Origin of the sequence: Escherichia sp. E10V10 (genome assembly GCF_004211985.1) — a bacterium.
GTDB lineage: Bacteria > Pseudomonadota > Gammaproteobacteria > Enterobacterales > Enterobacteriaceae > Escherichia.
In genome coordinates this window covers 281,391-307,761 of record NZ_RHJO01000001.1, presented here as the reverse complement: position 1 = coordinate 307,761, position 26,371 = coordinate 281,391, and the positions used below count along the sequence as shown (strand labels likewise).

Here is a 26,371-nt window from a genome sequence, read left to right as displayed (position 1 = left end):
CGGTAGTATAAGCAGCCACGAGTCGGCACGTAGCGCAGCCTGGTAGCGCACCGTCATGGGGTGTCGGGGGTCGGAGGTTCAAATCCTCTCGTGCCGACCAAAAATCCCAAGAAAACCAACCGCAAAGGTTGGTTTTTTTATATCTACGTCATTCCCCTTCTACCCACACTTACAGTTTTCACTACATGCCCATACATAAAATGGGGTAACATTCACGCGCCTGGTAGCGTAACCAACGCTACGCTAAAACATAATGATTCTAATAAAACCTCAGGAGACTACTATGCCTGAAGCAACGCCTTTTCAGGTGCTGATTGTGGATGATCATCCACTTATGCGACGCGGTGTTCGTCAGTTACTGGAGCTTGACCCTGGCTTTGAAGTGGTCGCCGAAGCAGGCGACGGCGCTAGTGCTATCGATCTGGCGAATAGACTGGATATCGACGTGATCTTGCTGGATCTCAATATGAAAGGTATGAGTGGCCTGGATACCCTCAATGCCTTGCGCAGGGATGGCGTTACCGCGCAAATTATAATCCTGACCGTTTCAGATGCCTCCAGCGATATCTTTGCATTGATAGACGCAGGCGCTGACGGTTATCTGTTGAAAGATAGCGATCCGGAAGTGTTGCTGGAAGCGATTCGCGCCGGAGCAAAAGGTAGCAAAGTCTTTAGTGAACGCGTAAGTCAGTACTTACGCGAGCGTGAAATGTTTGGCGCTGAAGAAGACCCCTTCAGCGTGCTAACGGAGCGTGAATTAGATGTTCTGCACGAACTGGCACAAGGACTGTCCAATAAGCAGATCGCTTCGGTACTGAATATTTCTGAGCAGACGGTAAAAGTCCATATCCGCAATCTGCTGCGTAAACTCAACGTCCGCTCACGCGTGGCGGCCACCATTCTGTTCCTGCAACAACGCGGGGCGCAATAAAAAAATAGCCCGATGGATTTACCATCGGGCTGATATTGATGACAAACGCAAAACTGCCTGATGCGCTACGCTTATCAGGCCTACACGGATCGAGCAATGTATTGAATTCGCACGATTTTGTAGGCCGGATAAGGCGTTCACGCCGCATCCGGCATAAACTAAGCGCACTTTGTCATCAGTCTGGCCCCGATGGCATCACCATCGGGCTGATATTGATGACAAACGCAACACTGCCTGATGCGCTACGCTTATCAGGCCTACACGGATCGAGCAATGTATTGAATTCGCACGATTTTGTAGGTCGGATAAGGCGTTTACGCCGCATCCGGCATAAACAAAGCGCACTTTGTCATCAGTCTAGCCCGATGGCATCACCATCGGGCCTCTTTTTATTTACTCTCCTGCGGCGACAAATGTTGCATCGCCTGCGCGATACTGCGTTCAATCACCGCACGGCGAGTATCGTTGGCAGGTAAGAGTTTCAACATCATCTCCCACGCGGCAACGGCTTCGCCAAATCGCTGCTGCTCAAAGGCATTAAACGCATACATGCTTAACACACGGATATTGCTATGGTCCGTTCTCACCAACTGGCGCAGCAGTTCGCCGCCGAGGCGGTTGTCGCTGGGATCAGATGAACGTGTCAACGCTTCAGCGTATCCCAGTGCAGCATCGCTGTTCTTCGGATCGAGGCGATACGCAGTGGCGTATGCATCGGTCGCGATACTGGCGTTACCCAGCGCCATGCCAACGCGGCCCAACATAATCCAGCCTTCTATATCTCCCGGATTTTTTTGCAGTTGAGTACGCATTCCAAGCGCAAGGCGCGACATCTCTTCTTCGTTGAGCGGATCGGCTTTCGGATCCAGCGCCCTGTCCAGCAATGCCGGAGCCTGTGCCGTGGCCTGCTGCCAGATTTTTACCTGCTGATAATTGCCAGTCTGGTAGTAGCTGACGCCAGCCACAATTAACGCCACCACAATACCTGGCAGGTAAACAGCAAATCCGGCACGCTTACCTTCCGGCACGCTTTGTTCAGGAAACGCTTCCGGCACCACGCGTACCCGACACCGCGAGCGGGCGTAAATGACCCAACCGCCAATGCCAATAGCCACTACCGGAAGCACCCACAGCAACACGGTCAGCGGCGTTAACGGCGGATCGTAAGTAACGAAGTTGCCATAACGCGCCACCATATAATCGACAATCTCTTTCTTACTTTTACCTTCCTGCATCAGTTCGTACACTTTCTGGCGCAGGTCGGTGGCAATCATCGAGTTAGAATCGGCAATGCTGTTGTTCTGGCATTTCGGGCAGCGTAGTTCTTCAGTGAGTTGGCGAAACTGCTGTTCCTGTGCTTCATCTTTAAACTGCAACACATCGATGGTCGCCAGCGCTGAACCGGAGATCATCAGCATCAGCACACCCAATAAAAACCTCATTGTGCGGCCTCCTTACTGTATTTCTCCCACAGCGGCTTGATCTCTTCTTCCCAGACGCGAGGATTGAGATCGCCCGCATGGCGGTAGCGAATAATGCCATTGCCATCGATGAGGAACGTTTCTGGCGCGCCATAGACACCGAGATCCAGCCCTAACATGCCGTCGCCATCAAACAGGCTTAGCGCGTAAGGATTGCCCAGCTCTTTCAGCCAGCTAATTGCCTTCTGGCGATCGTCTTTATAGTTCATGCCGACCACGCGAATGCCCTGCGCAGAAAGCTGATTCAGATATTGATGTTCCGCACGACAGGTCGGACACCAGGTCGCCCAGACGTTAAGCAGCACCGGTTTGCCCTGAGTCAGCACATCCGCCTGATAAAACTGCCCCGGATTGTCCAGTGATTCGAGGCGAAATTTCGGCACTGGCTTGCCAATGAGCGCCGATTCCAGATTGGTCGGATCATCCCCTTCGGCATTACGCGCCAGCTGCCACAGCAGCGCCGCGGCAATCGCCAGGAAGATAATCAAAGGAAGTAACAATACTTTGCGCTTCATACAGCCTCCGGCGCAGTTTTTTGCGGGTTCACGCGCTTACGATAGCGAGGATCAAACAGACACAGCAGTCCGCCCAACGCCATCATCAGCCCGCCCGCCCAAATCCAGCGAACAAACGGTTTGTAGTAAAGGCGCACAGCCCACGCGCCGTTTTCCAGCTCTTCACCGAGCGCGGCGTACAGATCACGCGTGATGCCGCCGTCAATCGCCGCTTCGGTCATCATCGACCCGGCAGTGTTGTAATAACGTTTTTCCGCATACAGCACCGTTTCCGGTTTACCCTCTCGCGTTACGCCGATAGTCGCCACACCGCCACGCCAGTTCGGGCCAGTCACCTCTTTGACATCACGGAAGGTGAAGCGATATTCATGAATATCGACGCTATCGCCGGACTTCATGCGCACATCACGCTCAACGCTATAGTTCTGGCTAAAGGCAATGCCAACAATTGTCACCGCCAGCCCCAGGTGAGCCGCCACCATCCCCCAATAACTGAAGGTGGTTTTCGTGCCGCGTGAAATACGCAGCACAGCTTCCGCAATTGCCAGCACCGCAATCCAGCAGGCCATTGCCAGGCCGAGCACCGTCATCGCCACAACTTTGCTTTCGAACAGCCACGGCAACAGCAGAGACAACACCAGCGTAGAGATGAAGGCGATAATCAACAAATTGCGGATTTTACGCGGTCGGTCGCGCCCCCAACGCACCAGCGGACCAATGCCCAGCACCAGTGCAAATGGCACCATCAGCCAGGTAAACATGCTGTTGAAGAACGGTTCGCCAATCGAAATACTGCCGAGTCCCAGTTGCTTGTGCACCAGCGGCAGCAGCGTCCCCAGCAATACCACCAGCATCGCGGCGACCAGCAAAACGTTGTTCGCTAACAGCAAAGATTCCCGCGACCACAGCGCATTGTTTACGCGTGAGCGAACTTTGTGTCCACGCGCGGCAAACAACAGCAGCGAACCGCCAATCACCAGCACCATAAAGGCGAGGATAAACATACCGCGCGCCGGATCAGACGCAAACGCGTGTACCGATACCAGCACGCCGGAACGCACGAGGAAGGTCCCCAGCAGACACAGCGAGAAAGCACTGATTGCCAGCAGTAATGTCCACGCTTTGAAGCTGGCGCGTTGTTCAGTCACCGCCAGCGAGTGCATCAGCGCAGTCCCCACCAGCCACGGCATAAACGAGGCGTTTTCTACCGGATCCCAGAACCACCAGCCGCCCCAGCCGAGTTCGTAATAGGCCCATGCGGAACCGAGTACGATACCGAGCGTCAGGAAGATCCACGCTGCCAGCGTCCACGGACGAGTAAAACGCGCATAAGTGCTGTCCAGACGCCCACTCAGCAAAGAAGCAATAGCAAAAGCAAACGCCACCGAGAAACCAACGTACCCCATATAAAGCAGAGGCGGATGGAAGATCAGCCCCGGATCCTGCAACAACGGGTTAAGGTCGCGCCCTTCAATCGGGAAGTTCGGCAATGTGCGAGAGAACGGGTTAGAGGTAAAGAGAATGAACAGCAAAAAGCCGACGCTGACCATGCCCATTACCGCCAGTACGCGCGCCACAATATCCAGCGGAATACGCTGGCTAAAAATCGCCACCGCAAACGTCCAGCCGCTCATTAGCAGCACCCATAGCAGCAGCGAACCTTCATGCGCCCCCCACGTGGCCGCCACGCGATACCACACCGGAAGCTGGGTATTGGAGTTACTGGCGACATAGGTGACGGTGAAGTCGTTTACCACGAAGGCGTTAACCAGCACCAGAAACGCGCCAGCCACGCACATAAACAGCAGCCAGGCAAACAGCCGGGAGGAGGCCATCATCCGCGCATCTCCACGCGCCACACCCCATAGCGGATAAACAGACAGCAAAAGTGCAATCCCTAACGCCAGGCACAGCAGTCCGTTACCAATTTCTGGCATCATGATGCGGGATCCTTATAAGCACTTGCCGGGCGACGATGGTTAGCATCCATCGCCTTTTCAACTTCTGGCGGCGTGTAGTTTTCGTCGTGTTTCGCCAGTACTTCTTTAGCGAGGATATGATTGCCTTTTTCCAGCTCGCCCTGAACCACAACGCCCTGCCCTTCACGGAACAGGTCCGGCAAAATGCCTTCGTAAGAGACATCAACTGAACCTTCAGCATCGTAAATGGTAAACGTCACTTTCAGTGAGTCAGGATCGCGCTGCACGCTACCCGGCATCACCATCCCGCCCACGCGCAGACGCTGACCAACTTCCGGCATCTGCTGCGTTTCACGCTTTCCGTAGAGAATTTCTCCCGGTGTATAGAAAAGATCGATATTAGAGCGCAGCGCATACAGCACCAGACCGATGGTCAGCGCCAAACCTGCCAACACGGCGCAGGCAATCCACAAACGATTTTTACGGCGAATATTCATGCGGCCTCCTGCTGTTGCATGGCACGTAACCGCGCCTCACGCGCCCGCTGTTGCGCCACACCACGCAAAATTGCGCGATGCCGCATCACCGAGTGCACGACCAAAGCCACCAGCGGAATAACGGTCATCACCACCGCCAGCCAGACAAAAAAGGCGTAACCGCCCATTGCGAAAAATTCATTCCAGGAAGCAAATGCAGGGGTCATTTACGGCCTCTTTTCAATATCAGTTCACTCACCCACGGACGGCGTTTTTCCATCAGCAAAATCAAATTGCGCATCCGCATTAGCGTCAGCGTGGCAGAAAGCAGCAGGAAGCCAAAAATCGACCAGCGCAGCGGCGAACGCATTGCCGGATCGATACTTTGCTGCATCCGCGTTGATCCCTGATGTAGGGTGTTCCACCACTCCACGGAATAATGAATAATCGGCAGATTCACCACGCCAATCAGCACCAGAATACCTGCCGCACGGCCCGCCAGACGGCGGTCGTCGAAGGCGTGCCACAGGGCAATCACACCAACATACAAAAACAGCAGCACCAGTTCAGAAGTCAGACGCGCGTCCCACACCCACCAGGTGCCCCACATTGGTTTTCCCCATGCAGAGCCAGTAACCAGGGCAATAAAAGTAAATACCGCGCCAATAGGCGCCATCGCCGCGACCGCCAGGTTAGCCATTTTCATCTGCCAGACAAGACCGATGAACGCCGCTACCGCCATCGAGGCATAAATACCCATCGACCAGATTGCCGCTGGCACATGTAGATAAATAATGCGGTAGCTATTTCCTTGCTGATAATCAGCCGGAGCAAAGCCGAATCCCCAGATCCAGCCGACGGTGAGCACGACCACACTGGCGATTGCCAGCCACGGTATAAACCAGCCACAGATTTGATATAACCGTGGAGGGATCGCCAGTTGATGTAGTGTTTTCCACATAGTTTCGATACCAGACTCGAACAAAAATCAGTAATCCAGCGTTATTGAATGCTGATTCGTAACGCTGCCGCCGTCGCAAAAGGACTTAATGTCGCGGTGCCAGCCAGCAACGCGCCTAAAATTGCCAGATACCCGTCCACGGGCAAATGCATCGAAGCCGCGTCCATCGCAGCGGTGGCAAAGATGAGTAAGGGGATGGTGAGTGGTAACACGAGAATGCTGAGTAGCACTCCACCGCGCTTAAGTCCGACCGTCAGCGCCACGCCTGGCGCACCAAGAAAGCCAAGCGTGGGGGTTCCCAACAACAGCGTAAGCGCCATCACTTGCCAACCGTACACGTCCATTCCCAGTAGCAATGCCACCAGTGGTGAGAGAATGAGCAGAGGCAAACCTGTCACCATCCAGTGCGCCATCACCTTCGCCAGCACAACGGCGGGCAAGGGTAATGGCAACAACATCAGTTGTTCAAGACTGCCGTCCTGCAAATCGTCACGAAATAGTCGCTCCAGCGCCAGCAAGGAGGAAAGCAGCGCCGCCACCCAGATAATGCCCGGTGCAATCCTCGCCAGCAATTGCGGCTCCGGACCGATACTAAGTGGAAAAAGGGTAATAACAATCAGGAAGAACCACAGCGGGTTAGCGATTTCGGCGCTATGGCGAAACGCCACGCGCAGCTCAAGACGGAAAATGCGCCAGAACATCATGCGCCCCTTGTATGCGTCAGAGAAATGCGGCGGATTTTACTTTCAGCAACGTTGAGCGGCTGGTGGGTGGTCAGAATCACAATTCCCCCCTGCTCCGTATGCTGCGCCATGCGCTGGGTCAGACGATCGACGCCGTTGACGTCAATCGCGGTAAAAGGTTCGTCGAGGATCCACAACGTAGCGCGGGTCAGCCATAATCGCGCCAGCGCGACGCGGCGTTGTTGCCCGGCAGAGAGCTGGTTTACGGGAATATCTTCGAATCCGGCAAGCCCGGCCTGCGCCAGAGCGTCCAGACATTGTGCGGTATCACCGTCACGGTGATAGAAGTGCAGATTTTCTAACGCCGTCAGCCGGGTTTTAATCCCCGGCTGATGGCCTATCCATAACAGGTTTTGATGGTAGCTGTCGCGTACCTGATGCAAGGGCTGCCCTTGCCAGAGAACCTCACCGGCGTCAGGGCGAGACAACCCAGTCAGCAGACGAAGAAGCGTTGTCTTCCCCGCACCGTTGCTGCCGGTGATTTGTACCCACTCTCCTGCGTTCAGCGTAAATGACAAACCACTAAACAAGGTTCGTTCATCCCGCTCGCAGAGCAATTCTCTGGCTTCAAGCATCCCCACGCAATGACATCCTGTTAAAAACCTGGTTCGACTTCACGCATATCGGGTAGCTTGTGCGCGATCCCTTTATGGCAGTCAATACAGGTTTGCCCATCTTTCACCGCTTGATCGTGCATCTTCGCGGCAACACCTTTCTGGGCGGTTAAATCCATAAACTCGAAGTTGTGACAGTTACGGCACTCCTGCGAATTGTTGTCCTTCATTCGCCGCCACTCATTCTGTGCCATAGTCAGGCGATGAGCTTCGAATTTCTGCGGCGTGTCAATAACGCCCAGAATTTTACCATACAGCTCTTTACTTGCTTTGAGCTTGCGTATCATTTTCGGCACAAACTCGTGCGGAACGTGACAATCCGGACAAGTCGCACGAACGCCGCTACGGTTGTTGTAATGCACGGAATCCATGTATTCCTGATACACCGTGTTGCGCATTTCGTGGCAGCTAATGCAAAACTCTTCAGTGTTAGCTTTTTCCATCCCAGTGTTAAAGCCGCCCCAGAAGACGATGCCGCCGACAAAACCGATCAACAGCAGCGTCCCCAGCGCCAGACGGCTGGGGGTACGCCACCATTTCCACAGGCGCTTAATCAGACCAGGCTTACGGTCAGAATTTCCCATAATAACCTCTTATTTCCCGTAACCTTTTGATGGGGTAAAGGTATTCCCCACGATTGGCGCGGTATCGGCCTGCGGTACGTGACATTGCAGACAGAAATAACGACGCGGAGCCACTTCTGCGCCCACTTTGCCGTCGCTGTCCATAAAGTGAGTAGGACTGATGCGCGGTGCGCCAGTGGTGCGATAGCTTTCAACACCGTGGCACTGTAAGCAGCGGTTGGTATTGGTCGTTACCTGATAACCTTCAACGCTATGCGGGATCATTGGCGGCTGATTCACATAGTTCAGCGGCATCCGATCCTGCTCTTTTGGCATCCGAATGGCCCCTTCCTGCGTCCCGGATACTTCCGGCGACTGGCTAAAATCGACGCCATTTGCCGCCCAAACCGCGCCGCTCACCACCAGGGCCAGCATCGCCGTCCATTGACACAGCGCTTTCTTCAGGTCATGGCTTTTCATGATTTCGCTCCCGAACTCCATCGTGTAGTTATTGTAAATACATCCTCAGAACAGACATCCACGCAGCGACCGCACGTCATGCAATCGCGGCTGGTGACCTGCACCGGGCTTTGTTCATCCAGCACCGGGGCACGTAGCACATGCGGTTCCGGGCAAACATGAAAACAATCCATACAGCGGTTACATTTCTGCCGATCGGTGGCCGCAACGGTAATTACACCTTTGCTACCCAACACGCCATACAGCGCGCCGACCGGACAAATATGGCCGCACCAGCCGTGTTCAACGACCAGTAGATCAAATAAAAACAGCGCGAGAATGAGCAGCGCGCCGCTGCCGAATCCCATTACCAGGCTACGCCCCATCAGAGATACGGGGTTGATCCATTCCCAGATGAGCGTGCCAGTTAAGGCGGATCCCACCAGAATGACCACCAACAGCACGTAGCGAATGTGGCGAGGGATCGTCGCAGACTGATTGAGATCAAATCGTCTGCGTAACCAGTTTGCTAAATCGGTAATCGGGTTCAGCGGGCAGACCCAGCTGCAAAATAATCGCTTTCCTGCCAGGGCGTAGAGTACGGTGATAATCACCGCACCGATCAGCGCCACCGTGGCAGGCAGATGACCGCTGGCAAGGCTTTGCAGCGTCATCAGCGGATCGGTCAGCGGAACGGTGTCGAATAACAGGCTACTGCTGTAGTTGCCATGTAAGATCCACACACCAAACCACGGGCCGCTCAAAAACATCCCCAGCACGAAGAACTGACAAAGGCGACGTAACACCAGCCAACGGTGACTGCGCCACCAGCCTTTTTTCTCCAGCGCCTCGCGCCCGGCGTCACGTTTACGATTTGCCATTGTTCCCCTCCAGCCAGCCGAAGCGGTAATGGTGACCTAACTCCCCTTTCGCCAGTGACAGCGGTAACACCTTGATTGCCGGTTGTTCCAGCACGCATACTTTTTCGCACTTACCGCAACCGGTACAGGCGTCGCTGTGAACCGTCGGCAGAAAACGGGCGTGCTTACCGGTACGCGTGTTGCGCTCCAGCTCCAGGGTGATTGCCTCATCAATTTTCGGGCATTCGCGATAACAAACATCACAGCGCAGCCCCTGAAAGTTGAGACAGTTTTCCTGGTCCACCAACACCGCCAGCCCCATCCGCGCGTCGTCGATCGATTCGATCTCACGATCCAGCGCGCCGCTGGGGCATACTTTGGCGCACGGGACGTCCTCACACATTTCGCAAGGAATATCCCGTGCGACAAAATATGGCGTACCCGCCGACAGGCCAGAGGCCAGCGTCGCCAGTTTTAAGGTGTCGTAAGGGCAAGCCTGAACACACTGACCGCAACGCACACAGGCACTGGCAAAGGCGTTCTCGTTTATGGCTCCGGGCGGGCGCAACCGCACGCCTGATGCGCGTGCGGTTTGCTGTTGTAACCCCAGCGCCACACCCACGGCAGCCAGACCGCCTGCTGTGCGAACAACATCACGCAGAAAGCGGCGGCGACCATTTTGAGGTTTCGCTGACCGGGACATAATGGCTTACACCTTCTCCAGTTTGACCGCGCACTTCTTGAAATCCGTCTCTTTCGAGAGCGGATCGGTCGCGTCCAGCGTCAGTTTGTTAACCAGCTGTGCGGCGTCGAAGAACGGCATGTACACCAGGCCCTGCGGCGGACGGTTACGACCGCGCGTTTCGACAATCGAGATCACTTCGCCACGGCGAGAAACCACTTTCACTTTGTCGCCACGACGCAGATCGCGCGCTTTCGCATCCAGCGGGTGAATAAACAGGACCGCTTCCGGGAAGGCGCGGTGCAGTTCCGGTACACGGCGAGTCATACTGCCGGTGTGCCAGTGCTCCAGAACGCGTCCGGTAGAGAGCCACAGGTCGTACTCTTCATCCGGTGCTTCCGCCGCCGGTTCGAACGGCAGCGCGAAGATCACCGCTTTGCCATCCGGTTTACCGTAGAACTTATAGCCTTCGCCCGCTTTCACGTACGGGTCGTTACCTTCGCTGTAACGCCACTGCGTTTCTTTACCGTTCACCACCGGCCAGCGCAGACCGCGCGCTTTGTGGTAGTCATCGAACGGCGCGAGATCGTGACCGTGACCGCGACCAAACCATGCGTACTCTTCGAACAGCCCTTTTTGCAGATAGAAGCCCAGCTCGCGGGATTCATCGTTCAGCTGATCTTCCGCCAGTTCGGATACCGGGAATTTGCTCACTTCGGGGGTGGCATACAGAACTTCGTACAGCGTTTTGCCACGCAGTTCCGGTTTCTTCGCCAGCAGCTCTTCCGGCCATACTTCTTCAGTTTTGAAGCGGCGGGAGAACTGGACTAACTGCCAGAGATCCGATTTCGCTTCGCCCGGAGCCTGTACCTGCTGACGCCAGAATTGAGTACGGCGTTCGGCGTTACCGTAAGCGCCCTCTTTCTCTACCCACATTGCTGTCGGCAGGATCAAGTCCGCTGCCAGCGCACTGACTGTCGGATACGGATCGGAGACGATGATAAAGTTGCGCGGATCGCGCCAGCCCGGCATACGCTCCTCATTAATATTCGGCCCGGCCTGCATGTTGTTGGTACACATGGTCCAGTAAACATTCAGCTTGCCGTCTTTCAGCGCACGGTCCTGTGCTACCGCGTGCAGACCGATTTTCGCCGGAATGGTGCCGCTCGGGATATTCCACTTCTTCTCGCAGATATCACGGTGTTTCTCGTTAGTCACCACCATGTCCGCAGGCAGACGGTGAGCAAAGGTGCCCACTTCACGCGCAGTACCACACGCGGAAGGCTGCCCGGTCAGAGAGAACGGGCCGCAACCCGGCTGGGAAATTTTGCCGGTCAGCAGGTGCAGGTTGTAGACCAGGTTGTTGGCCCACACGCCACGGGTATGCTGGTTGAAGCCCATCGTCCAGTAGGAGATGACTTTCTTGTTCGGATCGGCATACAGCTGCGCCAGCTGTTCCAGCTGATCTTTTGGTACGCCGGTCATTTCAGCGGTTTTTTCCAGCGTATATTCGGCAACGAAGGCTTTGTAATCTTCGAAGCTCATCGGTTCGGAGGCGTCAGAACCCGGATTCTTCGCTGCTTTTTCCAGCGGATGGGTCGGACGTAAACCGTAGCCGATGTCCGTCGCCCCTTTGCGCAGGTTAACGTGCTTGCTGAAGAAGTCCTGATTTATCGCATTGTTTTGAATGATATAGTTGGCGATGTAGTTCAGGATCACCAGGTCAGATTGCGGCGTAAAGATGATGCCGTTATCCGCCAGCTCGAAGCTACGATGCTGGTAGGTAGAAAGCACCGCCACGGTGACGTTCTGGTTAGAGAGACGACGGTTAGTGATGCGCGACCAGAGGATCGGGTGCATCTCCGCCATGTTCGCGCCCCACAGCACAAATGCGTCAGCCTGCTCGATGTCGTCATAGCAGCCCATCGGCTCATCCATACCAAAGGTACGCATAAAGCCAACCACCGCCGACGCCATACAGTGACGCGCGTTCGGGTCGATGTTGTTCGAGCGGAAGCCCGCTTTAAACAGCTTGGACGCAGCATAACCTTCCCAGATAGTCCACTGACCAGAACCGAACATACCGATCGATTCCGGCCCTTTTTCTTTCAGGGCGGTTTTGAATTTCTCTTCCATCACATCGAAGGCCTGATCCCAGGTGATTGGGGTAAATTCGCCTTCTTTGTCATATTTACCGTTTTTCATACGCAGAAGCGGCTGCGTCAAACGGTCTTTACCGTACATGATTTTGGGCAGGAAATAGCCCTTAATGCAGTTCAGACCACGGTTAACCGGTGCATCCGGGTCGCCCTGACAGGCCACCACACGCCCCTGCTGCGTTCCGACCAGAACGCCGCAACCGGTACCGCAGAAACGGCACGGCGCTTTATCCCATTTAATGGCTTCCTGCTGACCAACAACGGCGCGGGCAACGCCCGGCACGCTGAGACCGGCAGCCGCCGCAGCGGCCGCAACGGCGTTAGCTTTCATAAAGCTACGACGACTGAGTTTCATGGTGTTTCCTCACCTTGCTCTTCCTGCTGGTGATAAACCAGCGACACCGCCAGCACGCCCTCTACGTTGCGTACTGACTCAATGGTTTGGATCAGCGTTTCGCTGTCTTCTGCTTCCACCACCACAATCAACTGACCGCTCGGCGCGTCGCTGACAGCAACTTCACAGCCGGGAAAGGCGTTCAGTTGGGTGCTGATGTCTGAAATTCGTTCGCTTTTGGCCTGCACGACCAGGCTGCAAACTTGCCAGTTAGTGTGCATGGAGATACTCCGCAGTTATGGCTGATACCGGACAACTGGCTGCACATGCTCCACATCCGTTGCAAAGTTGGCTATTAAGTTGCGGCTGGTAGATCCCGGAGAGCGTCGGGCGAAAGATAATTGCCATTGGCTCACAGCTATCCTGACAGCGGCGGCATTCAACTGACTGATACGCCAGGCACGCGTCCCCAATGGTGAACTGCAAATCCCAGGCCCTGGTGTGGCGCGGAGAAAATAGCGATTCGGGGCAAGCCTGCGCGCAGGCGTAACAGAAGCTGCACTCGTTATTTTTGAAATTAACGCTCGGATAGCCACCCGCGCCGCGTTGCAGAATGTTGTTTTCACAAGCATTAATACAGGCATCGCAGCGGGTGCAATGGGTCAGAAAATGAGATTCATCACCGGACCAGGGCGGACGGATTCCGTTACTGGCTTTGCGCCAGCGACCAGTCAGTATGCCCCGACGGGATGCATCAATCTTCACATTGACCTTCCATCATTAACGTGCTCTGAAAATTGAGAGCGACCAAATAAACCGCATAATTAATAAGCCATTTTTATAGGCGCTAAGATATTAAAGGATGTGTCAAAGATGCATACCCCGATCGGGGTAAAACCTGTAGCAGGATCAAAAGAGTGGCGGGAAGGCTGGCAAAAATGGGCTTTTATTCACATTTCAAACGGTTATAAACAATTTTACATAGCGATAAATTCACCAAAGATATTTATCCAGCCTTCGCCATCCATCAGCATATAACTCCAAAAGAGAAGGTAAAGTTGTCTGAATATTCTATGCATTATTCATAAAGCAAATTAATAAATCTGATGAATATGTTAACCTTCAGCGACATCATCGGTGAAAACCTATAAATGAAGAAGGAAAGCAAAAATGAAGACTATTCTACCTGCAGTATTGTTTGCCGCTTTCGCCACAACTTCAGCCTGGGCGGCAGAAAGCGTCCAGCCACTGGAAAAAATCGCCCCTTATCCGCAAGCTGAAAAAGGGATGAAGCGTCAGGTGATTCAGTTAACTCCGCAAGAAGATGAATCTACCCTGAAAGTAGAACTGTTAATCGGTCAGACGCTGGAAGTTGACTGCAATTTGCATCGTCTCGGCGGAAAACTGGAAAGCAAAACGCTGGAAGGCTGGGGCTATGATTATTATGTTTTTGATAAAGTTAGCTCCCCGGTTTCCACGATGATGGCCTGCCCGGATGGCAAAAAAGAGAAGAAATTTGTCACCGCGTATCTGGGCGATACCGGAATGCTGCGTTACAACAGCAAGCTGCCGATCGTGGTGTATACGCCAGACAATGTAGATGTGAAGTACCGTATCTGGAAGGCGGAAGAGAAGATTGACAACGCGGTAGTTCGCTAAACACAGCGTAACGCCCGTCGGTCGGATAAGGCGGTTACACCGCACCGACATGCAACGCCCGAGCCGGTTGCCTGATGCGACGCTGGCGCGTCTTATCAGGCCTACGCCGCGGTTAAGTGCTGCAACCGCCAGGTCGGATAAGGCGGTCACGCCGCATCCGACATTTGACGCCCGACCCGGTTGCCTGATGCGACGCTGATGCGTCTTATCAGGCCTACGCCGCATCCGGCATACCATGCCGGATGCGGCACATCATTACAATGCAATATCCGCGACTTCTTTTTGAACGGGTTGCGGTTTCAACTGCGGTTTCGGCGTACTGTCTGCCGCCTGCGGCTTGTCGTATTTCAGCCCCAGCACTTCGCTGGTGTACTGCAACTCACGTTCTGTTGCCGCCACATCACCATTCAGCTTACGTCCATAAGACGGAACGATCGCTTTCAACGTCGCCTGCCATTGCGGGCTGGAAACGCGATCGCCAAATACTTTTTCCAGCAGATTCAACATAATCGGCGCAGCGGTTGACGCCCCTGGCGATGCCCCCAGCAGCGCGGCAATGGTCCCTTGCTGGTCACTGACCACTTCTGTTCCCAGACGCAGTACGCCACCTTTCTCGGCATCACGCTTGATAATCTGCACACGCTGCCCCGCTTGCCACAAACGCCAGTCCTCTTTTTTCGCCTGCGGATAGTACTCTTTCAACGCTGCAAAACGATCCTCTTCACTCAACATCACCTGACTCACCAGATATTTCACCAGATCGAAATTATCCAGCCCGACGTGCATCATCGGCATCACGTTTGACGTTGTGGTGGAACTCATCAGATCCCACAGCGAACCGTTTTTGAGGAATTTGGTTGAGAAAGTAGCAAATGGTCCAAACAGCACTACGCGTTTACCGTCCAGAACACGGGTATCGATATGCGGAACCGACATCGGCGGCGCACCGACAGATGCTTTACCGTAAACCTTCGCCAGATGGTGATTAATCACGTCAGGGTTTTCCGAGACGAGGAACTGACCGCCCACCGGGAAACCAGCGTACTCTTTCGCTTCCGGGATACCGGATTCTTGCAAAAGCTTCAGCGCCGCACCGCCCGCACCGATAAAGACAAATTTCGCGCGAATGTTCTGTACTGTGCCATTTTTCAGATCGGCAATGGTGACGGTCCAGGTGTTGTCGTCATTACGTTTGAGGCCACGGACTTCGCTACTGAGTTGCAGAGAGAAGTTAGATTTTTTCTGCAAGGAAGCAATTAACTGGCGAGTGATTTCACCATAGTTTACATCGGTGCCGATTTCTGTACGTGTCGCTGCCACTTTCTGCTGCGGATCGCGTCCTTCCATCACGAGTGGCGCCCACTCTTTGATTTGCGCGTGATCTTCGGAGTAACGCATACCGCGGAACAACGAACTTTGTTGCAAGGCCGCGTAACGGGCGCGCAGGAAGTTGACGTTATCCTCGCCCCAGACAAAGCTCATGTGCGGAACGGTGTTAATAAATGAGCGCGGGGTACGCAGCACGCCGCGCTCGACCTGGTGCGCCCAGAACTGGCGGGAAATCTGGAATGCTTCGTTAATGGCGACTGCTTTTTCGATACTGATGCTACCATCGGCGTTTTGCGGGGTGTAGTTCAGCTCCATCAACGCAGAATGCCCGGTTCCGGCGTTGTTCCAGCCGTTCGAACTCTCCTGCGCAACACCTTCCAGGCGCTCCACCATTGTCATCGACCATTCCGGTTCCAGCTCCCGTAAATAGGTCCCCAACGTGGCGCTCATAATGCCGCCGCCAATCAACAGTACATCAGTTTCCTGCTCCTCGGACGCTTTCGCTTTTGCCGCCATCGAAACGGCATTAAGCCCCACGGCCATCGAGAAGAGCATGGCAGTCACTTTTTTCATCTTGTTAATGCCTTACTTTTAGTCGCTTTATTGCAGGTGAGATTTGCGCGGCATCAACGGTAACACTTAAGTAACAACATTTAAATAATGTTTATAAATTATCTTCTAATTTTATAAACATTATAATTTCGTTGATTAATTATAGGGTTATTAGAAACGAAGGGATTTTTTACCTGACGGCAGCAGTCCGCCAGGTAAGAGTCAAAACATTATGCCGTCCGGGCAACGGCATCACGAGAAGCAGCGTCACGCTCTGCGCCCGTCAGCTCGCTAAGTTGCCCGTTGCGCATTTCCAGCAGGCGGTCGGCGTGGATAAAGTAATGGTCATCATGACTGATGGCGAAAATAGTTTTCCCCATCTCCTGCATCAGCGGCAGCAGCACCTGATAAAACTCACGGCGGAAATGTGGATCCTGATCCGCCGCCCATTCATCCAGCAGAATAATATCGCGTTCTTCTGCCAGAGCCAGCAACAGCGCCACGCGCTTTTTCTGCCCTTTCGATAACTTCAGGTTAACAATACGCCCGTTACTTAACTCAAGCTTATGACCCATTTTCAGCTGCGCCAGCCACTTCTCAACCAGTTGCGGGTTAGCAGGTTTACCTTCCGGCCCCAGCAGTTGATCAAACAGCCAGACATCGGTAAACACTGCCGAAAACAGTTTGCGATAATCTTCCGGTTTTTCACCGCTGACAGGTTTGCCATCCAGCAAGATTTCGCCGCTTTGTGGCTGATACAACCCCGTCAGCAACATCGCCAGCGTCGATTTGCCGCTACCATTGCCACCAATCAGAAACAGCAGTTCGCCACGTTTAATGGTGAGGTTAATCGGCCCAACGGAAAACGCGTTATCCTGATAGCTAAACGTAACATTACGCAGCTCAAGCGTTTGCCAGTTGGGAAACGCCTGCGGACGCGGAAACTCCGCTTTGAAAGGTGCGAGCGCGAATTTGTTCAGCTTGTTAAACGCCACCTGCGCCGTCAGCAGCGTCGGCAATGCGCCAACCGCCGAAAGCAGTGGCGTACGCAGGAATAACAGCGTCAACGAATAGGTCGCGGCAACGTTGGTATCAGCCCAACCGAGGCTGTTTGCCATCCAGAACACCAGGCCGATTGCGCCCAGCATCATGATGTTTGACCAGTTCACGGCACTAAGATGGAAGGTGTCTGCGCGGATAATATGATGACGATACTCTTGCGCATCAGGGATGTAGAGGTTGTTAAACACATACTCGGCGCGCTCGCGATTCAGCGTCAGCTCTTTGCGCCCTTCCAGCACGGTTTGAAAATCCGTGTACAGCTTGTCTTCGGTTTCACGCAGGGTCGCCATATGTTTGTACACCCGCGTCACCAGTACAAAACCGCCCCAGATGGTGACTGCCATCCAGATAGCCGTTACCAGCAACATTTTGCCCGACAACATCCAGAGATACGCCGCTGAACCGATAGTGAGAATGATCCCCTGCACCAGTTCCGGCAGACGCACAAACGCAATGGTGATATTGCGCACATCGCTGGTTAACCCCGCCAGCAACGAGGCGCTACCAAGTTGTTCAATGCGCTCGACGTGGGTATCCAGTATCCGCTTGATAAATTCGCTACGCAGTCGGTAAACGAAGTGATGGCCCAGCGTAGTAAGTGCCAGTTGCGATCCGAGAGTTACCGCCATCAACAGCAGCAATAATCCCAGAAACTCCGGCAACACCAGCAGACTGGTATCCGCCGTTTCGATAAGGCGCTGATTGATAAAAGCAATTAAGCCAATGCCTAATGCCGCACTGGCGAGGCTTAGCGCCATCACACTGATAAATGGCCAGCGATACTGCCGCCAAACAAGTACAAGAAGTTCCATGCAGAAAACCCGGACAATGAATTACAGCCCGCAGTTTAAACATCTCCGCGCGCACAGCAATAATAATTCTTATTTTTATTCTTTTTTACCTGCCTGACGGAAGGTCAGGTTGTAACGGCAGTCGGCGGTGAGTGGATGAAACCCAGCTTTTAGTGGTTGAATACCGTGATAAAACAGCCGTGATTCACCGCCCCACACCACCACATCGCCATGTTCCAGCAACAAACGTTTGAGCGGATCATTTCGTTTCAGGCCGCCAAATTGAAAAATCGCGGGTAAGCCCAGAGAAACAGAAACAATCGGTGCGCGCAGATCCGGTTCGTCTTTATCCTGATGCAGCGACAGTTTCGCGCCCGGGGCGTAGCGGTTAATAAGGCAAGCGTCAGGCTGGAAATCTGGATAGCCCGCTGCCGTGGCCGCGCGGCGACATAAATCATAAAAACTTTGCGGCATGGCAGGCCACGGTTGATTTGTTTGCGGATCAATGGGCGAATAGAGATAACCTTGCCGATTGGTCGTCCAGCCCAGATGCCCGCAGTTGGTCATCGCCACCGACATGGTATATCCGCCAGGAGTGACCATCTGGCGAAACGGCGACTGGCTGGCAATGCCACTGATATCGTGCATCAGTTGTTCCGCTACGTTAAAAGCAAAACGGCGCAAAATCACCGCGCCGGAAGCCAGCGATTCGTGCCACGGTTCAGCATCGGCAAACAGATCCAACATTACCTCTCCTCATGTTCAGCTTCGCGGCGCAGCAAGTGCGCTTTGCGCGACACGCCCCAGCGGTAACCAGAAAGTGTGCCATCACCGCGTACTACCCGATGACAAGGGATAATAATAGCTAATCTATTGGCGGCACAGGCGCTGGCTACGGCGCGAACGGCTTTTGGTTTGCCAATCGCGTTCGCCAGTTGCTGGTAACTCACCGTTTCACCACAAGGTATAGTGCGTAGCGCCTGCCAGACTTGTTGCTGAAAAGCGGTGCCGCGAATATCCAGCGGTAACGTCAGCGGCGTATCGCGGTTATTGAGGCTGGCAATAACCTCACGTATATGTTGCTGAAATATCGGATCCGCCGGCGCGTTGTCAGCGGCAGGAAACATCTGACGGAGTTCGCTGATTAATGTCGCGTCATCGTCGCCCAGCAGAATCGCGCAAATCCCCCGCTCGCTTTCCGCCACCAGGCAACGCCCCAGTTCACAATCGGCCAGCGCATAACGCACTGCCAGTTTTTCGCCACCGTGACGAAACTGTTTAGCCGTCATACCCAACGTTTCGTCAGCTTTGCGGTAGTAACTGCTGCCGTCGGGGAATCCAGCGTTCAGAATCGCCTGGGTGACGCTCTCCCCTTTCGCCAGCGATTCGCGCAAGCGACGAGCGCGCCAGGCCTGTTGCCAGGCTTTTGGCGTCATTCCGGTGGTGGCTTTAAATAAACGATGCAGATGGAATGGACTCATCGCCACCTGGTCGGCCAAGGCTTCCAGCGTTACAGGCGTTTCCTGTTCCAGCAGTCGACACGCGTGGGTGATTTTATCCAACCGATGTTGCTGGGCGTTGGCTTTATCAGGTTGGCAGCGTTTGCAGGGGCGAAATCCGGCGGCAAGTGCCTCACTGGAATTGGCATAGAAAGAAACGTTTTCCCGCAAAGCATGTCTGGCTCGGCAAGACGGGCGGCAAAAGATACCCGTGGTGCGCACGGCGAAAACGAATTCGCCGTCGGCGTGCGGGTCGCGGGCTAAGACAGATTGCCAGCGTTGATCGTCAGTTAAGCGTGTGGCGTTTTTCATAATCAGCTCCCTGGTTAAGGATAGCCTTTAGTCTGCCCGGTCACCATCACGCAAAAACCAACAATCTTGCGCTTTAATTTTTTTCGCTGACAAGGAAGCTTTTAAACTGCGGCGACATCCAGGTTTTAAAACTATCACCTTCTTTGGTGATCATATAAACCGCCAGCCCTTCCCGGCGAACGACTTCTTTGGCTTTCTCTGGCCCGAGCACCATCAGACCTGTATCCCAGGCGTCGGCTTCCAGCGCCGTCGGGGCAATCACCGTCACGGACACCAGATTATGTTCAATGGGACGCCCGGTTTGCGGATCGATAACATGGGAAAGGCGTTTGCCGTCCAGTTCGTAATAGTTGCGATAACTGCCGGAGGTGCTGATACCGTGGCCGTTGATATCCACCACCGCCTGAACTGCGTTTTCTTTATCGGTTGGTTTTTGAATCGCCACTCGCCACGGCTGGCCTTCACCGTTCATACCACGGCTGTTCAGCGCGCCCCCCACCGACACCAGATAGCGGGAAATACCTTCCTGCTCCATCAAGCGTGCCAGATGATCGGCTGCATAGCCTTCGCCGACGGTGGAGAGATCGACATATAAATCCGGAAGATCTTTTTGCAGGTACTGCTGATGATACTGATTGATGACCGTCAGGTGCTGTAAGCCGGTTTTGGCTTTCATTGCATCAATTTGTTCCTGGCTCGGAATTTGTACCGGCTGTTGTTCCGGGCCAAAGCCCCACAGATTCACCAGTGGCCCGACAGTAATATCCATCGCGCCATCGGTCTTTGCGCCAATACGCAGCGAAGTAGTGACGATATCCGCCATCGCTTCATTTACCGGCCACGGTGTCAGGCTTTGCGAGTCGTTAAAGCGCATCAGCGCGGAGTCTTTTTTATAGGTCGAAAGCAGCTGATCGTCAGCGTCCAGCTGGGTCTGAATCTTCTCTTTGAGCTCGGCGCTACGTTTGGCATCAATGCCCGGGATGCTGGCACGCCAGAAGGTTCCCATGGTTTTGCCTTCAAGAACGGTAACTTCAGGAGCGTGGGAGTTGGCGGGTTGTGGTTTTTGATCGCAACCAACAAACAAGAGCGCGGCAGCCAGCAATGCCACACGGGTAAAGTTTATTTCCATATGTGATTATCCTCATGCGAACGGTCGCAAGAGTACACCAAAAAAACGCGTTTGTACGCTGAAAACAATGAAAAAAGGGCCCGAAGGCCCTTTGTTCGATATAAATCGAGATTAGAACTGGTAAACCAGACCCAGAGCTACGATGTCATCAGTGTTGATGCCAGCAGCGCGGGTGAACTGGTTGTCGTCCAGCAGGTTGATTTTGTAGTCAACGTAGGTGGACATGTTTTTGTTGAAGTAGTAGGTAGCACCAACATCAACATATTTCAGGATATCTTCGTCGTCGTAGTTACGACCAGCAACGACACCCAGGTTTTTACCTTTAGACTGCAGGTATGCTACAGACGGACGCAGACCGAAGTCGAACTGGTACTGAGCAACAGCTTCGAAGTTCTGTGCTTTGTTCGCCCAACCCAGGGAACCTACGCGAGTTGCGTTGTAGGTCTGGGTGTACTGAGCAGCCAGGTAGATGTTGTTAGCGTCGTATTTCAGACCACCAGTGTAGGTTTCAGCACGGTCGCCGTTACCGATGTAAGCAATGCTGTTCTGATCATCAGTACGTTTGGAGCTGGAAACTGCAGCACCGATACCGAAGCCTTCGTAATCATAAGTGATAGAACCGCCGACACCGTCGCCGTTCTGACGCAGAGCGCCACGACCGTTGTTGGTCATGCCTTCGCCGCTTACGCTACCGTTTTTGCCCTGGTACTGAACAGCAAAGTTCAGACCGTCAACCAGACCGAAGAAATCGGTGTTACGGTAGGTCGCGAAGCCGTTACCACGCTGCTGCATGAAGTTGTCAGAACCGTAGGTGTCGCCACCGAATTCTGGCAGTACGTCGGTCCAGGAAGTTACGTCGTAAACAACGCCGTAGTTACGACCGTAGTCGAAAGAACCGATGTCCTGGAATTTCAGACCAGCAAATGCCACACGGGTCCAGGAGTTGTTTTCGCTTTCCGGAGCGTTGCCCTGGATCTGATATTCCCACTGGCCGTAACCGGTCAGCTGGTCAGTAACCTGAGTTTCACCTTTGAAGCCAAGACGCATGTAGGTCTGGTCGCCATCTACAGACTTGTCGTCAGAGAAATAGTGCAGGCCGTCTACTTTACCGTACAGATCTAATTTGTTGCCGTCTTTGTTGTAAACTTCAGCAGCATTTGCTGCGCCTGCTACCAGCAGAGCTGGGACCAGGAGGGACAGTACTTTAACTTTCATGTTATTAACCCTCTGTTATATGCCTTTATTTGCTTTTTTATGCCACTGCATACTGATTAACCCTCATTAATCAGTCGGCAGGTCCATTCTCCCCAAAAATGCAGAATAATCCAACACGAATATGATACTAAAACTTTTAAGATGTTTCAAATATCCACATAGGTATTTCAAAATGTAAATATGATGGAACTTTTTCAAATTCTAATGGTTGAGCAAATAACGCACTAAACATCAAGTAAGATTATTTCGACCTTTAAAACAATAACTTAATCTTAAGTCTTTGACCGCACTGAATGTTAAAACAAATTCTTCACTCGCAACTAAAATATGTCTCGCTATCATCATTAACTTTATTTATTACCGTCATTCATTTCTGAATGTCTGTTTACCCCTATTTCGGCCGGATGCATCGCATCCGGTTTTTTTTACCCTTCTTTACACATCTTTTATTTTCCTGTGCTACCGTAGCAAAATTATAACAATCGTTAACCATTTCGTAAAAAACGACAACAATTACCGACAAAATCTATCTGCGCTATTTTCCTGATAATTTTCTTCACGCCTGTGGGTTATTTGTACATTAACAACGCATTTGTACATTTATTTACCGCAGCGCAAAATGTGAAATATCGTCGGCGAATGCCTTAACATCAATCAGGTAAGAGTCTGGAATTTCACACTGTACCCTTTATACTGCCCTATCACTTTGCGAAGTTTTAACAGGTCATAAACACGAATGCGTCAGAAAGAGACAACGGCCACGACCCGCTTTTCACTCCTACCGGGGAGCATTACCCGCTTCTTTTTACTGCTGATCATCGTGTTACTGGTGACGATGGGTGTAATGGTACAAAGCGCCGTTAACGCCTGGCTGAAAGATAAAAGCTACCAGATCGTTGATATTACCCATGCCATACAAAAGCGTGTCGATACATGGCGTTATGTGACCTGGCAAATCTACGACAACATTGCCGCGACGGCCTCTACCACCTCCAGCGAAGGGTTGCAGGAGACGCGCCTGAAACAGGATGTCTATTATCTGGAAAAACCGCGCCGCAAAACGGAAGCCCTGATCTTTGGTTCCCACGACAACTCAACGCTTGAAATGACCCAAAGAATGTCCACTTATCTGGACACATTATGGGGCGCAGAGAATGTTCCCTGGTCGATGTACTATCTGAACGGTCAGGATAACAGCCTGGTTTTGATCTCCACCCTACCGCTCAAAGATCTCACCTCGGGATTTAAAGAGTCGACCGTCAGTGACATTGTTGATTCTCGTCGCGCAGAGATGTTGCAACAGGCCAACGCCCTGGATGAACGCGAAAGTTTTTCTAACCTGCGCCGCCTGGCCTGGCAGAACGGCCATTATTTTACCCTGCGCACCACCTTTAACCAGCCGGGGCATCTGGCGACGGTAGTCGCTTTTGATCTGCCTATTAATGATTTGATCCCGCCGGGGATGCCGCTGGATAGTTTCCGTCTGGAGCCAGACGCGACAGCTGCGGGAACCAATAATAATGAGAAAGAAGCCACGGATAGCGTCAGTATCCACTTTAATAGTTCGAAGATTGAAATCTCTTCGGCGCTAAACTCCACGGATATGCGTCTGGTCTGGCAGGTTCCTTATGGCACATTGCTGCTGGATACGTTGCAAAACATTCTCCTGCCGCTGCTGCTGAACATCGGTTTGCTGGCGCTGGCGCTGTTTGGCTATACCACCTTCCGCCATTTCTCTGGCCGCACCACCGAAAGCGTACCCAGCACGGCAGTGAACAATGAACTGCGCGTTTTGCGGGCCATCAATGAAGAGATAGTCTCACTGCTGCCGCTCGGCCTGCTGGTTCACGATCAGGAATCGAATCGCACAGTAATAAGCAACAAAATTGCCGACCACCTGCTGCCGCATTTGAATCTGCAAAACATCACCACTATGGCGGAGCAGCATCAGGGCATCATTCAGGCGACGATCAATAACGAACTGTATGAGATCCGTATGTTCCGCAGCCAGGTCGCGCCGCGTACACAAATCTTCATTATTCGAGATCAAGATCGCGAAGTACTGGTGAACAAGAAACTCAAGCAGGCGCAGCGTCTGTACGAGAAAAATCAGCAAGGCCGGATGGCCTTTATGAAAAATATTGGCGATGCACTAAAAGAACCAGCACGCTCCCTGGCGGCAAGCGCAGCCAAACTCAACACACCGGAAAGCAAACAACTGGCGAATCAGGCTGATGTGCTGGTGCGCCTGGTCGATGAAATCCAGTTAGCAAATATGCTTGCCGACGATAGCTGGAAAAGCGAGAGCGAGCTTTTCTCCGTGCAGGATTTAATTGATGAAGTCGTGCCTTCCGTGTTGCCAGCCATCAAGCGTAAAGGTTTGCAGCTATTGATTAACAATCATCTAAAAGCACACGATATGCGCTGCGGCGATCGCGATGCCCTACGCCGTATTTTGCTGTTACTGATGCAATATGCTGTCACCTCAACGCAAATGGGGAAAATTACCCTTGAGGTTGACCAGGACGAATCTTCCGAAGAACGTCTGACTTTCCGCATTCTGGACACCGGAGATGGCATAAGCATTCATGAAATGGATAATTTGCACTTCCCGTTCATCAACCAGACCCAAAGCGATCGCTACGGTAAGGCGGATCCGTTAGCATTCTGGTTGAGCGATCAACTGGCGCGTAAGCTAGGCGGTCATTTAAACATCAAAACGCGCGACGAGCTTGGTACACGTTATTCCGTGCATATCAAAATGCCCACTGCGGAACCGGAAGTAGAAGAGGAAGAAGAGCGTTTACTGGATGATGTTAGCGTGATGATGGACATAACTTCCGCAGAAATTCGGAATATTGTCACTCGCCAGTTAGAAAATTGGGGGGCAACCTGCATCACACCGGATGAAAGATTAATTAGTCAAGATTATGATATCTTTTTAACGGATAATCCGTCTAATCTTACTGCCTCTGGCTTGCTTTTAAGCGATGATGAGTCTGGCGTACGGGAAATTGGACCTGGTCAATTGTGCGTCAACTTCAATATGAGCAACGCTATGCAGGAAGCGGTCTTACAATTGATCGAAGTGCAACTAGCGCAGGAAGAGGTGACAGAATCGCCTCTGGGCGGAGATGAAAATGCACAACTCCATGCCAGCGGCTATTATGCGCTCTTTGTAGACACAGTACCGGATGATGTTAAGAGGCTATATACTGAGGCAGCAACCAGTGACTTTGCTGCGTTAGCCCAAACGGCTCATCGTCTGAAAGGCGTGTTTGCCATGCTTAATCTGGTACCCGGCAAGCAGTTATGTGAAACGCTGGAACATCTTATTCGCGAGAAGGATGTCCCAGGAATAGAAAAATACATCAGCGACATTGACAGCTATGTCAAGAGCTTGCTGTAGCAAGGTAGCCTATTACATGAACAATATGAACGTAATTATTGCTGATGACCATCCGATAGTCTTGTTCGGTATTCGCAAATCACTTGAGCAAATCGAGTGGGTGAATGTTGTCGGCGAATTTGAGGACTCTACAGCACTGATCAATAACCTGCCGAAGCTGGATGCGCATGTTTTGATTACCGATCTCTCTATGCCAGGCGATAAATACGGCGATGGCATTACCTTAATCAAGTACATCAAGCGCCACTTCCCAAGTCTGTCGATTATTGTTCTGACCATGAACAACAACCCGGCTATTCTTAGCGCGGTACTGGACCTGGATATCGAAGGGATCGTTCTGAAACAAGGTGCGCCGACCGACCTGCCGAAAGCCCTCGCCGCGCTACAAAAAGGTAAGAAATTTACTCCGGAAAGCGTTTCTCGGCTGTTAGAGAAAATCAGTGCTGGCGGTTACGGTGACAAGCGCCTCTCACCAAAAGAGAGTGAAGTTCTGCGCCTGTTTGCCGAAGGCTTCCTGGTGACCGAGATTGCTAAAAAGCTGAACCGGAGTATTAAAACCATCAGTAGCCAGAAAAAATCCGCAATGATGAAGCTGGGTGTCGAGAACGATATCGCTCTGTTGAATTATCTCTCTTCTGTGACGTTAAGTCCGGCGGATAAAGAGTAATTTCCCGCAGTCCCGATAAACTCCGATTACCGGATGCAGCGTAAACGCCT

Annotated in this window: 26 protein-coding genes and 1 tRNA gene; 6 read left to right on the top strand and 21 right to left on the bottom strand. The window is 52.7% G+C overall.

Annotated features, from left to right (window positions below):
• Positions 1 to 23 precede the first annotated feature (23 nt).
• Together D9736_RS01355 and narP are read left to right on the top strand one after the other, a co-directional pair.
• Positions 24 to 100, top strand: a tRNA-Pro gene (locus tag D9736_RS01355).
• Positions 101 to 283: 183 nt separating this feature from the next.
• Positions 284 to 931 (top strand): nitrate/nitrite response regulator protein NarP, encoded by a 648-nt coding sequence (narP, locus tag D9736_RS01350; RefSeq protein WP_064526779.1) that lies wholly within the window; start codon positions 284 to 286, stop codon positions 929 to 931.
• Between the two features lie 389 nt (positions 932 to 1,320).
• Here narP and ccmH read toward each other — a convergent pair whose 3' ends face one another.
• Genes ccmH through napF form a run of 15 tightly spaced genes read right to left on the bottom strand, consistent with a single transcriptional unit; the run spans position 1,321 to position 13,462 of the window.
• Complete coding sequence (gene ccmH / locus D9736_RS01345) at positions 1,321 to 2,373, bottom strand: cytochrome c-type biogenesis thiol:disulfide oxidoreductase CcmH (RefSeq protein WP_130257504.1); 1,053 nt, start codon at positions 2,371 to 2,373, stop codon at positions 1,321 to 1,323.
• A complete protein-coding gene (gene dsbE, locus D9736_RS01340; RefSeq protein ID WP_033545454.1) occupies positions 2,370 to 2,927 on the bottom strand; it encodes a thiol:disulfide interchange protein DsbE in 558 nt (185 codons plus the stop codon). The genes ccmH and dsbE overlap by 4 nt, the downstream gene beginning before the upstream one ends.
• Positions 2,924 to 4,867: a cytochrome c-type biogenesis heme lyase CcmF gene (gene ccmF, locus D9736_RS01335; RefSeq protein ID WP_130257503.1), complete on the bottom strand. Its 1,944-nt coding sequence runs from the start codon at positions 4,865 to 4,867 to the stop codon at positions 2,924 to 2,926. The genes dsbE and ccmF overlap by 4 nt, the downstream gene beginning before the upstream one ends.
• Positions 4,864 to 5,343 (bottom strand): cytochrome c maturation protein CcmE, encoded by a 480-nt coding sequence (gene ccmE / locus D9736_RS01330; RefSeq protein WP_130221898.1) that lies wholly within the window; start codon positions 5,341 to 5,343, stop codon positions 4,864 to 4,866. Before ccmE ends, ccmF begins: the two co-directional genes overlap by 4 nt.
• Positions 5,340 to 5,549, bottom strand: a complete 210-nt coding sequence (ccmD, locus tag D9736_RS01325) for a heme exporter protein CcmD (RefSeq protein ID WP_130217080.1) — start codon at positions 5,547 to 5,549, stop codon at positions 5,340 to 5,342. Before ccmD ends, ccmE begins: the two co-directional genes overlap by 4 nt.
• Positions 5,546 to 6,283, bottom strand: coding sequence for a heme exporter protein CcmC (gene ccmC, locus D9736_RS01320; protein ID WP_001295447.1), 738 nt, complete (start codon positions 6,281 to 6,283; stop codon positions 5,546 to 5,548). Before ccmC ends, ccmD begins: the two co-directional genes overlap by 4 nt.
• Before the next feature lie 41 nt (positions 6,284 to 6,324).
• Positions 6,325 to 6,987 carry a heme exporter protein CcmB gene (gene ccmB / locus D9736_RS01315; RefSeq protein ID WP_000971724.1) on the bottom strand — a complete coding sequence of 221 codons (663 nt, stop codon included), beginning with the start codon at positions 6,985 to 6,987 and terminating at the stop codon, positions 6,325 to 6,327.
• Positions 6,984 to 7,607: a cytochrome c biogenesis heme-transporting ATPase CcmA gene (gene ccmA / locus D9736_RS01310; protein ID WP_214678548.1), complete on the bottom strand. Its 624-nt coding sequence runs from the start codon at positions 7,605 to 7,607 to the stop codon at positions 6,984 to 6,986. Before ccmA ends, ccmB begins: the two co-directional genes overlap by 4 nt.
• A gap of 14 nt (positions 7,608 to 7,621) precedes the next feature.
• Positions 7,622 to 8,224, bottom strand: a complete 603-nt coding sequence (gene napC / locus D9736_RS01305) for a cytochrome c-type protein NapC (RefSeq protein WP_130207128.1) — start codon at positions 8,222 to 8,224, stop codon at positions 7,622 to 7,624.
• A 9-nt stretch (positions 8,225 to 8,233) separates the two neighbouring features.
• Complete coding sequence (gene napB / locus D9736_RS01300) at positions 8,234 to 8,683, bottom strand: nitrate reductase cytochrome c-type subunit (protein WP_000835174.1); 450 nt, start codon at positions 8,681 to 8,683, stop codon at positions 8,234 to 8,236.
• The gene (napH, locus tag D9736_RS01295) at positions 8,680 to 9,543 is read right to left on the bottom strand and encodes a quinol dehydrogenase ferredoxin subunit NapH (RefSeq protein ID WP_053882131.1); all 864 of its coding nucleotides are present in this window, start codon (positions 9,541 to 9,543) and stop codon (positions 8,680 to 8,682) included. Before napH ends, napB begins: the two co-directional genes overlap by 4 nt.
• Entirely contained in the window at positions 9,530 to 10,225 is a 696-nt protein-coding gene (napG, locus tag D9736_RS01290; RefSeq protein WP_000091300.1) for a ferredoxin-type protein NapG, read from the bottom strand. Before napG ends, napH begins: the two co-directional genes overlap by 14 nt.
• Before the next feature lie 6 nt (positions 10,226 to 10,231).
• Entirely contained in the window at positions 10,232 to 12,718 is a 2,487-nt protein-coding gene (gene napA / locus D9736_RS01285) for a periplasmic nitrate reductase subunit alpha (RefSeq protein ID WP_000778067.1), read from the bottom strand.
• Positions 12,715 to 12,978, bottom strand: a complete 264-nt coding sequence (napD, locus tag D9736_RS01280) for a chaperone NapD (protein ID WP_000557378.1) — start codon at positions 12,976 to 12,978, stop codon at positions 12,715 to 12,717. Before napD ends, napA begins: the two co-directional genes overlap by 4 nt.
• Positions 12,968 to 13,462, bottom strand: coding sequence for a ferredoxin-type protein NapF (gene napF / locus D9736_RS01275; RefSeq protein WP_000686723.1), 495 nt, complete (start codon positions 13,460 to 13,462; stop codon positions 12,968 to 12,970). The genes napD and napF overlap by 11 nt, the downstream gene beginning before the upstream one ends.
• Before the next feature lie 108 nt (positions 13,463 to 13,570).
• Between napF and D9736_RS23710 the strand changes: the two genes are divergently transcribed.
• Complete coding sequence (locus D9736_RS23710) at positions 13,571 to 13,735, top strand: hypothetical protein (RefSeq protein WP_276319961.1); 165 nt, start codon at positions 13,571 to 13,573, stop codon at positions 13,733 to 13,735.
• Positions 13,736 to 13,867: 132 nt separating this feature from the next.
• Positions 13,868 to 14,356, top strand: coding sequence for a serine protease inhibitor ecotin (gene eco, locus D9736_RS01270; protein ID WP_130207134.1), 489 nt, complete (start codon positions 13,868 to 13,870; stop codon positions 14,354 to 14,356).
• A 255-nt stretch (positions 14,357 to 14,611) separates the two neighbouring features.
• Here eco and mqo read toward each other — a convergent pair whose 3' ends face one another.
• The 6 genes from mqo to ompC all read right to left on the bottom strand — a co-directional run bounded on the left by mqo (position 14,612) and on the right by ompC (position 22,245).
• On the bottom strand, positions 14,612 to 16,258 hold the full coding sequence (mqo, locus tag D9736_RS01265; protein WP_130257502.1) for a malate dehydrogenase (quinone): 1,647 nt from the start codon (positions 16,256 to 16,258) through the stop codon (positions 14,612 to 14,614).
• Between the two features lie 209 nt (positions 16,259 to 16,467).
• Entirely contained in the window at positions 16,468 to 18,111 is a 1,644-nt protein-coding gene (gene yojI, locus D9736_RS01260; protein WP_130257501.1) for a microcin J25 efflux ABC transporter YojI, read from the bottom strand.
• 75 nt (positions 18,112 to 18,186) lie between these two features.
• Positions 18,187 to 18,837 carry a DNA oxidative demethylase AlkB gene (alkB, locus tag D9736_RS01255; RefSeq protein WP_130207140.1) on the bottom strand — a complete coding sequence of 217 codons (651 nt, stop codon included), beginning with the start codon at positions 18,835 to 18,837 and terminating at the stop codon, positions 18,187 to 18,189.
• Positions 18,837 to 19,901: a bifunctional DNA-binding transcriptional regulator/O6-methylguanine-DNA methyltransferase Ada gene (ada, locus tag D9736_RS01250; RefSeq protein ID WP_130257500.1), complete on the bottom strand. Its 1,065-nt coding sequence runs from the start codon at positions 19,899 to 19,901 to the stop codon at positions 18,837 to 18,839. The genes alkB and ada overlap by 1 nt, the downstream gene beginning before the upstream one ends.
• Positions 19,902 to 19,974: 73 nt before the next feature.
• Positions 19,975 to 21,030, bottom strand: a complete 1,056-nt coding sequence (gene apbE / locus D9736_RS01245; protein ID WP_130257499.1) for an FAD:protein FMN transferase ApbE — start codon at positions 21,028 to 21,030, stop codon at positions 19,975 to 19,977.
• 111 nt (positions 21,031 to 21,141) lie between these two features.
• On the bottom strand, positions 21,142 to 22,245 hold the full coding sequence (gene ompC / locus D9736_RS01240; RefSeq protein ID WP_130207146.1) for a porin OmpC: 1,104 nt from the start codon (positions 22,243 to 22,245) through the stop codon (positions 21,142 to 21,144).
• Positions 22,246 to 22,981: 736 nt separating this feature from the next.
• Here ompC and rcsD point away from each other — a divergent pair.
• Together rcsD and rcsB are read left to right on the top strand one after the other, a co-directional pair.
• Positions 22,982 to 25,654, top strand: coding sequence for a phosphotransferase RcsD (gene rcsD / locus D9736_RS01235; protein ID WP_130217062.1), 2,673 nt, complete (start codon positions 22,982 to 22,984; stop codon positions 25,652 to 25,654).
• A gap of 16 nt (positions 25,655 to 25,670) precedes the next feature.
• Positions 25,671 to 26,321 (top strand): response regulator transcription factor RcsB, encoded by a 651-nt coding sequence (rcsB, locus tag D9736_RS01230; protein ID WP_042290573.1) that lies wholly within the window; start codon positions 25,671 to 25,673, stop codon positions 26,319 to 26,321.
• Positions 26,322 to 26,371 lie beyond the last annotated feature (50 nt).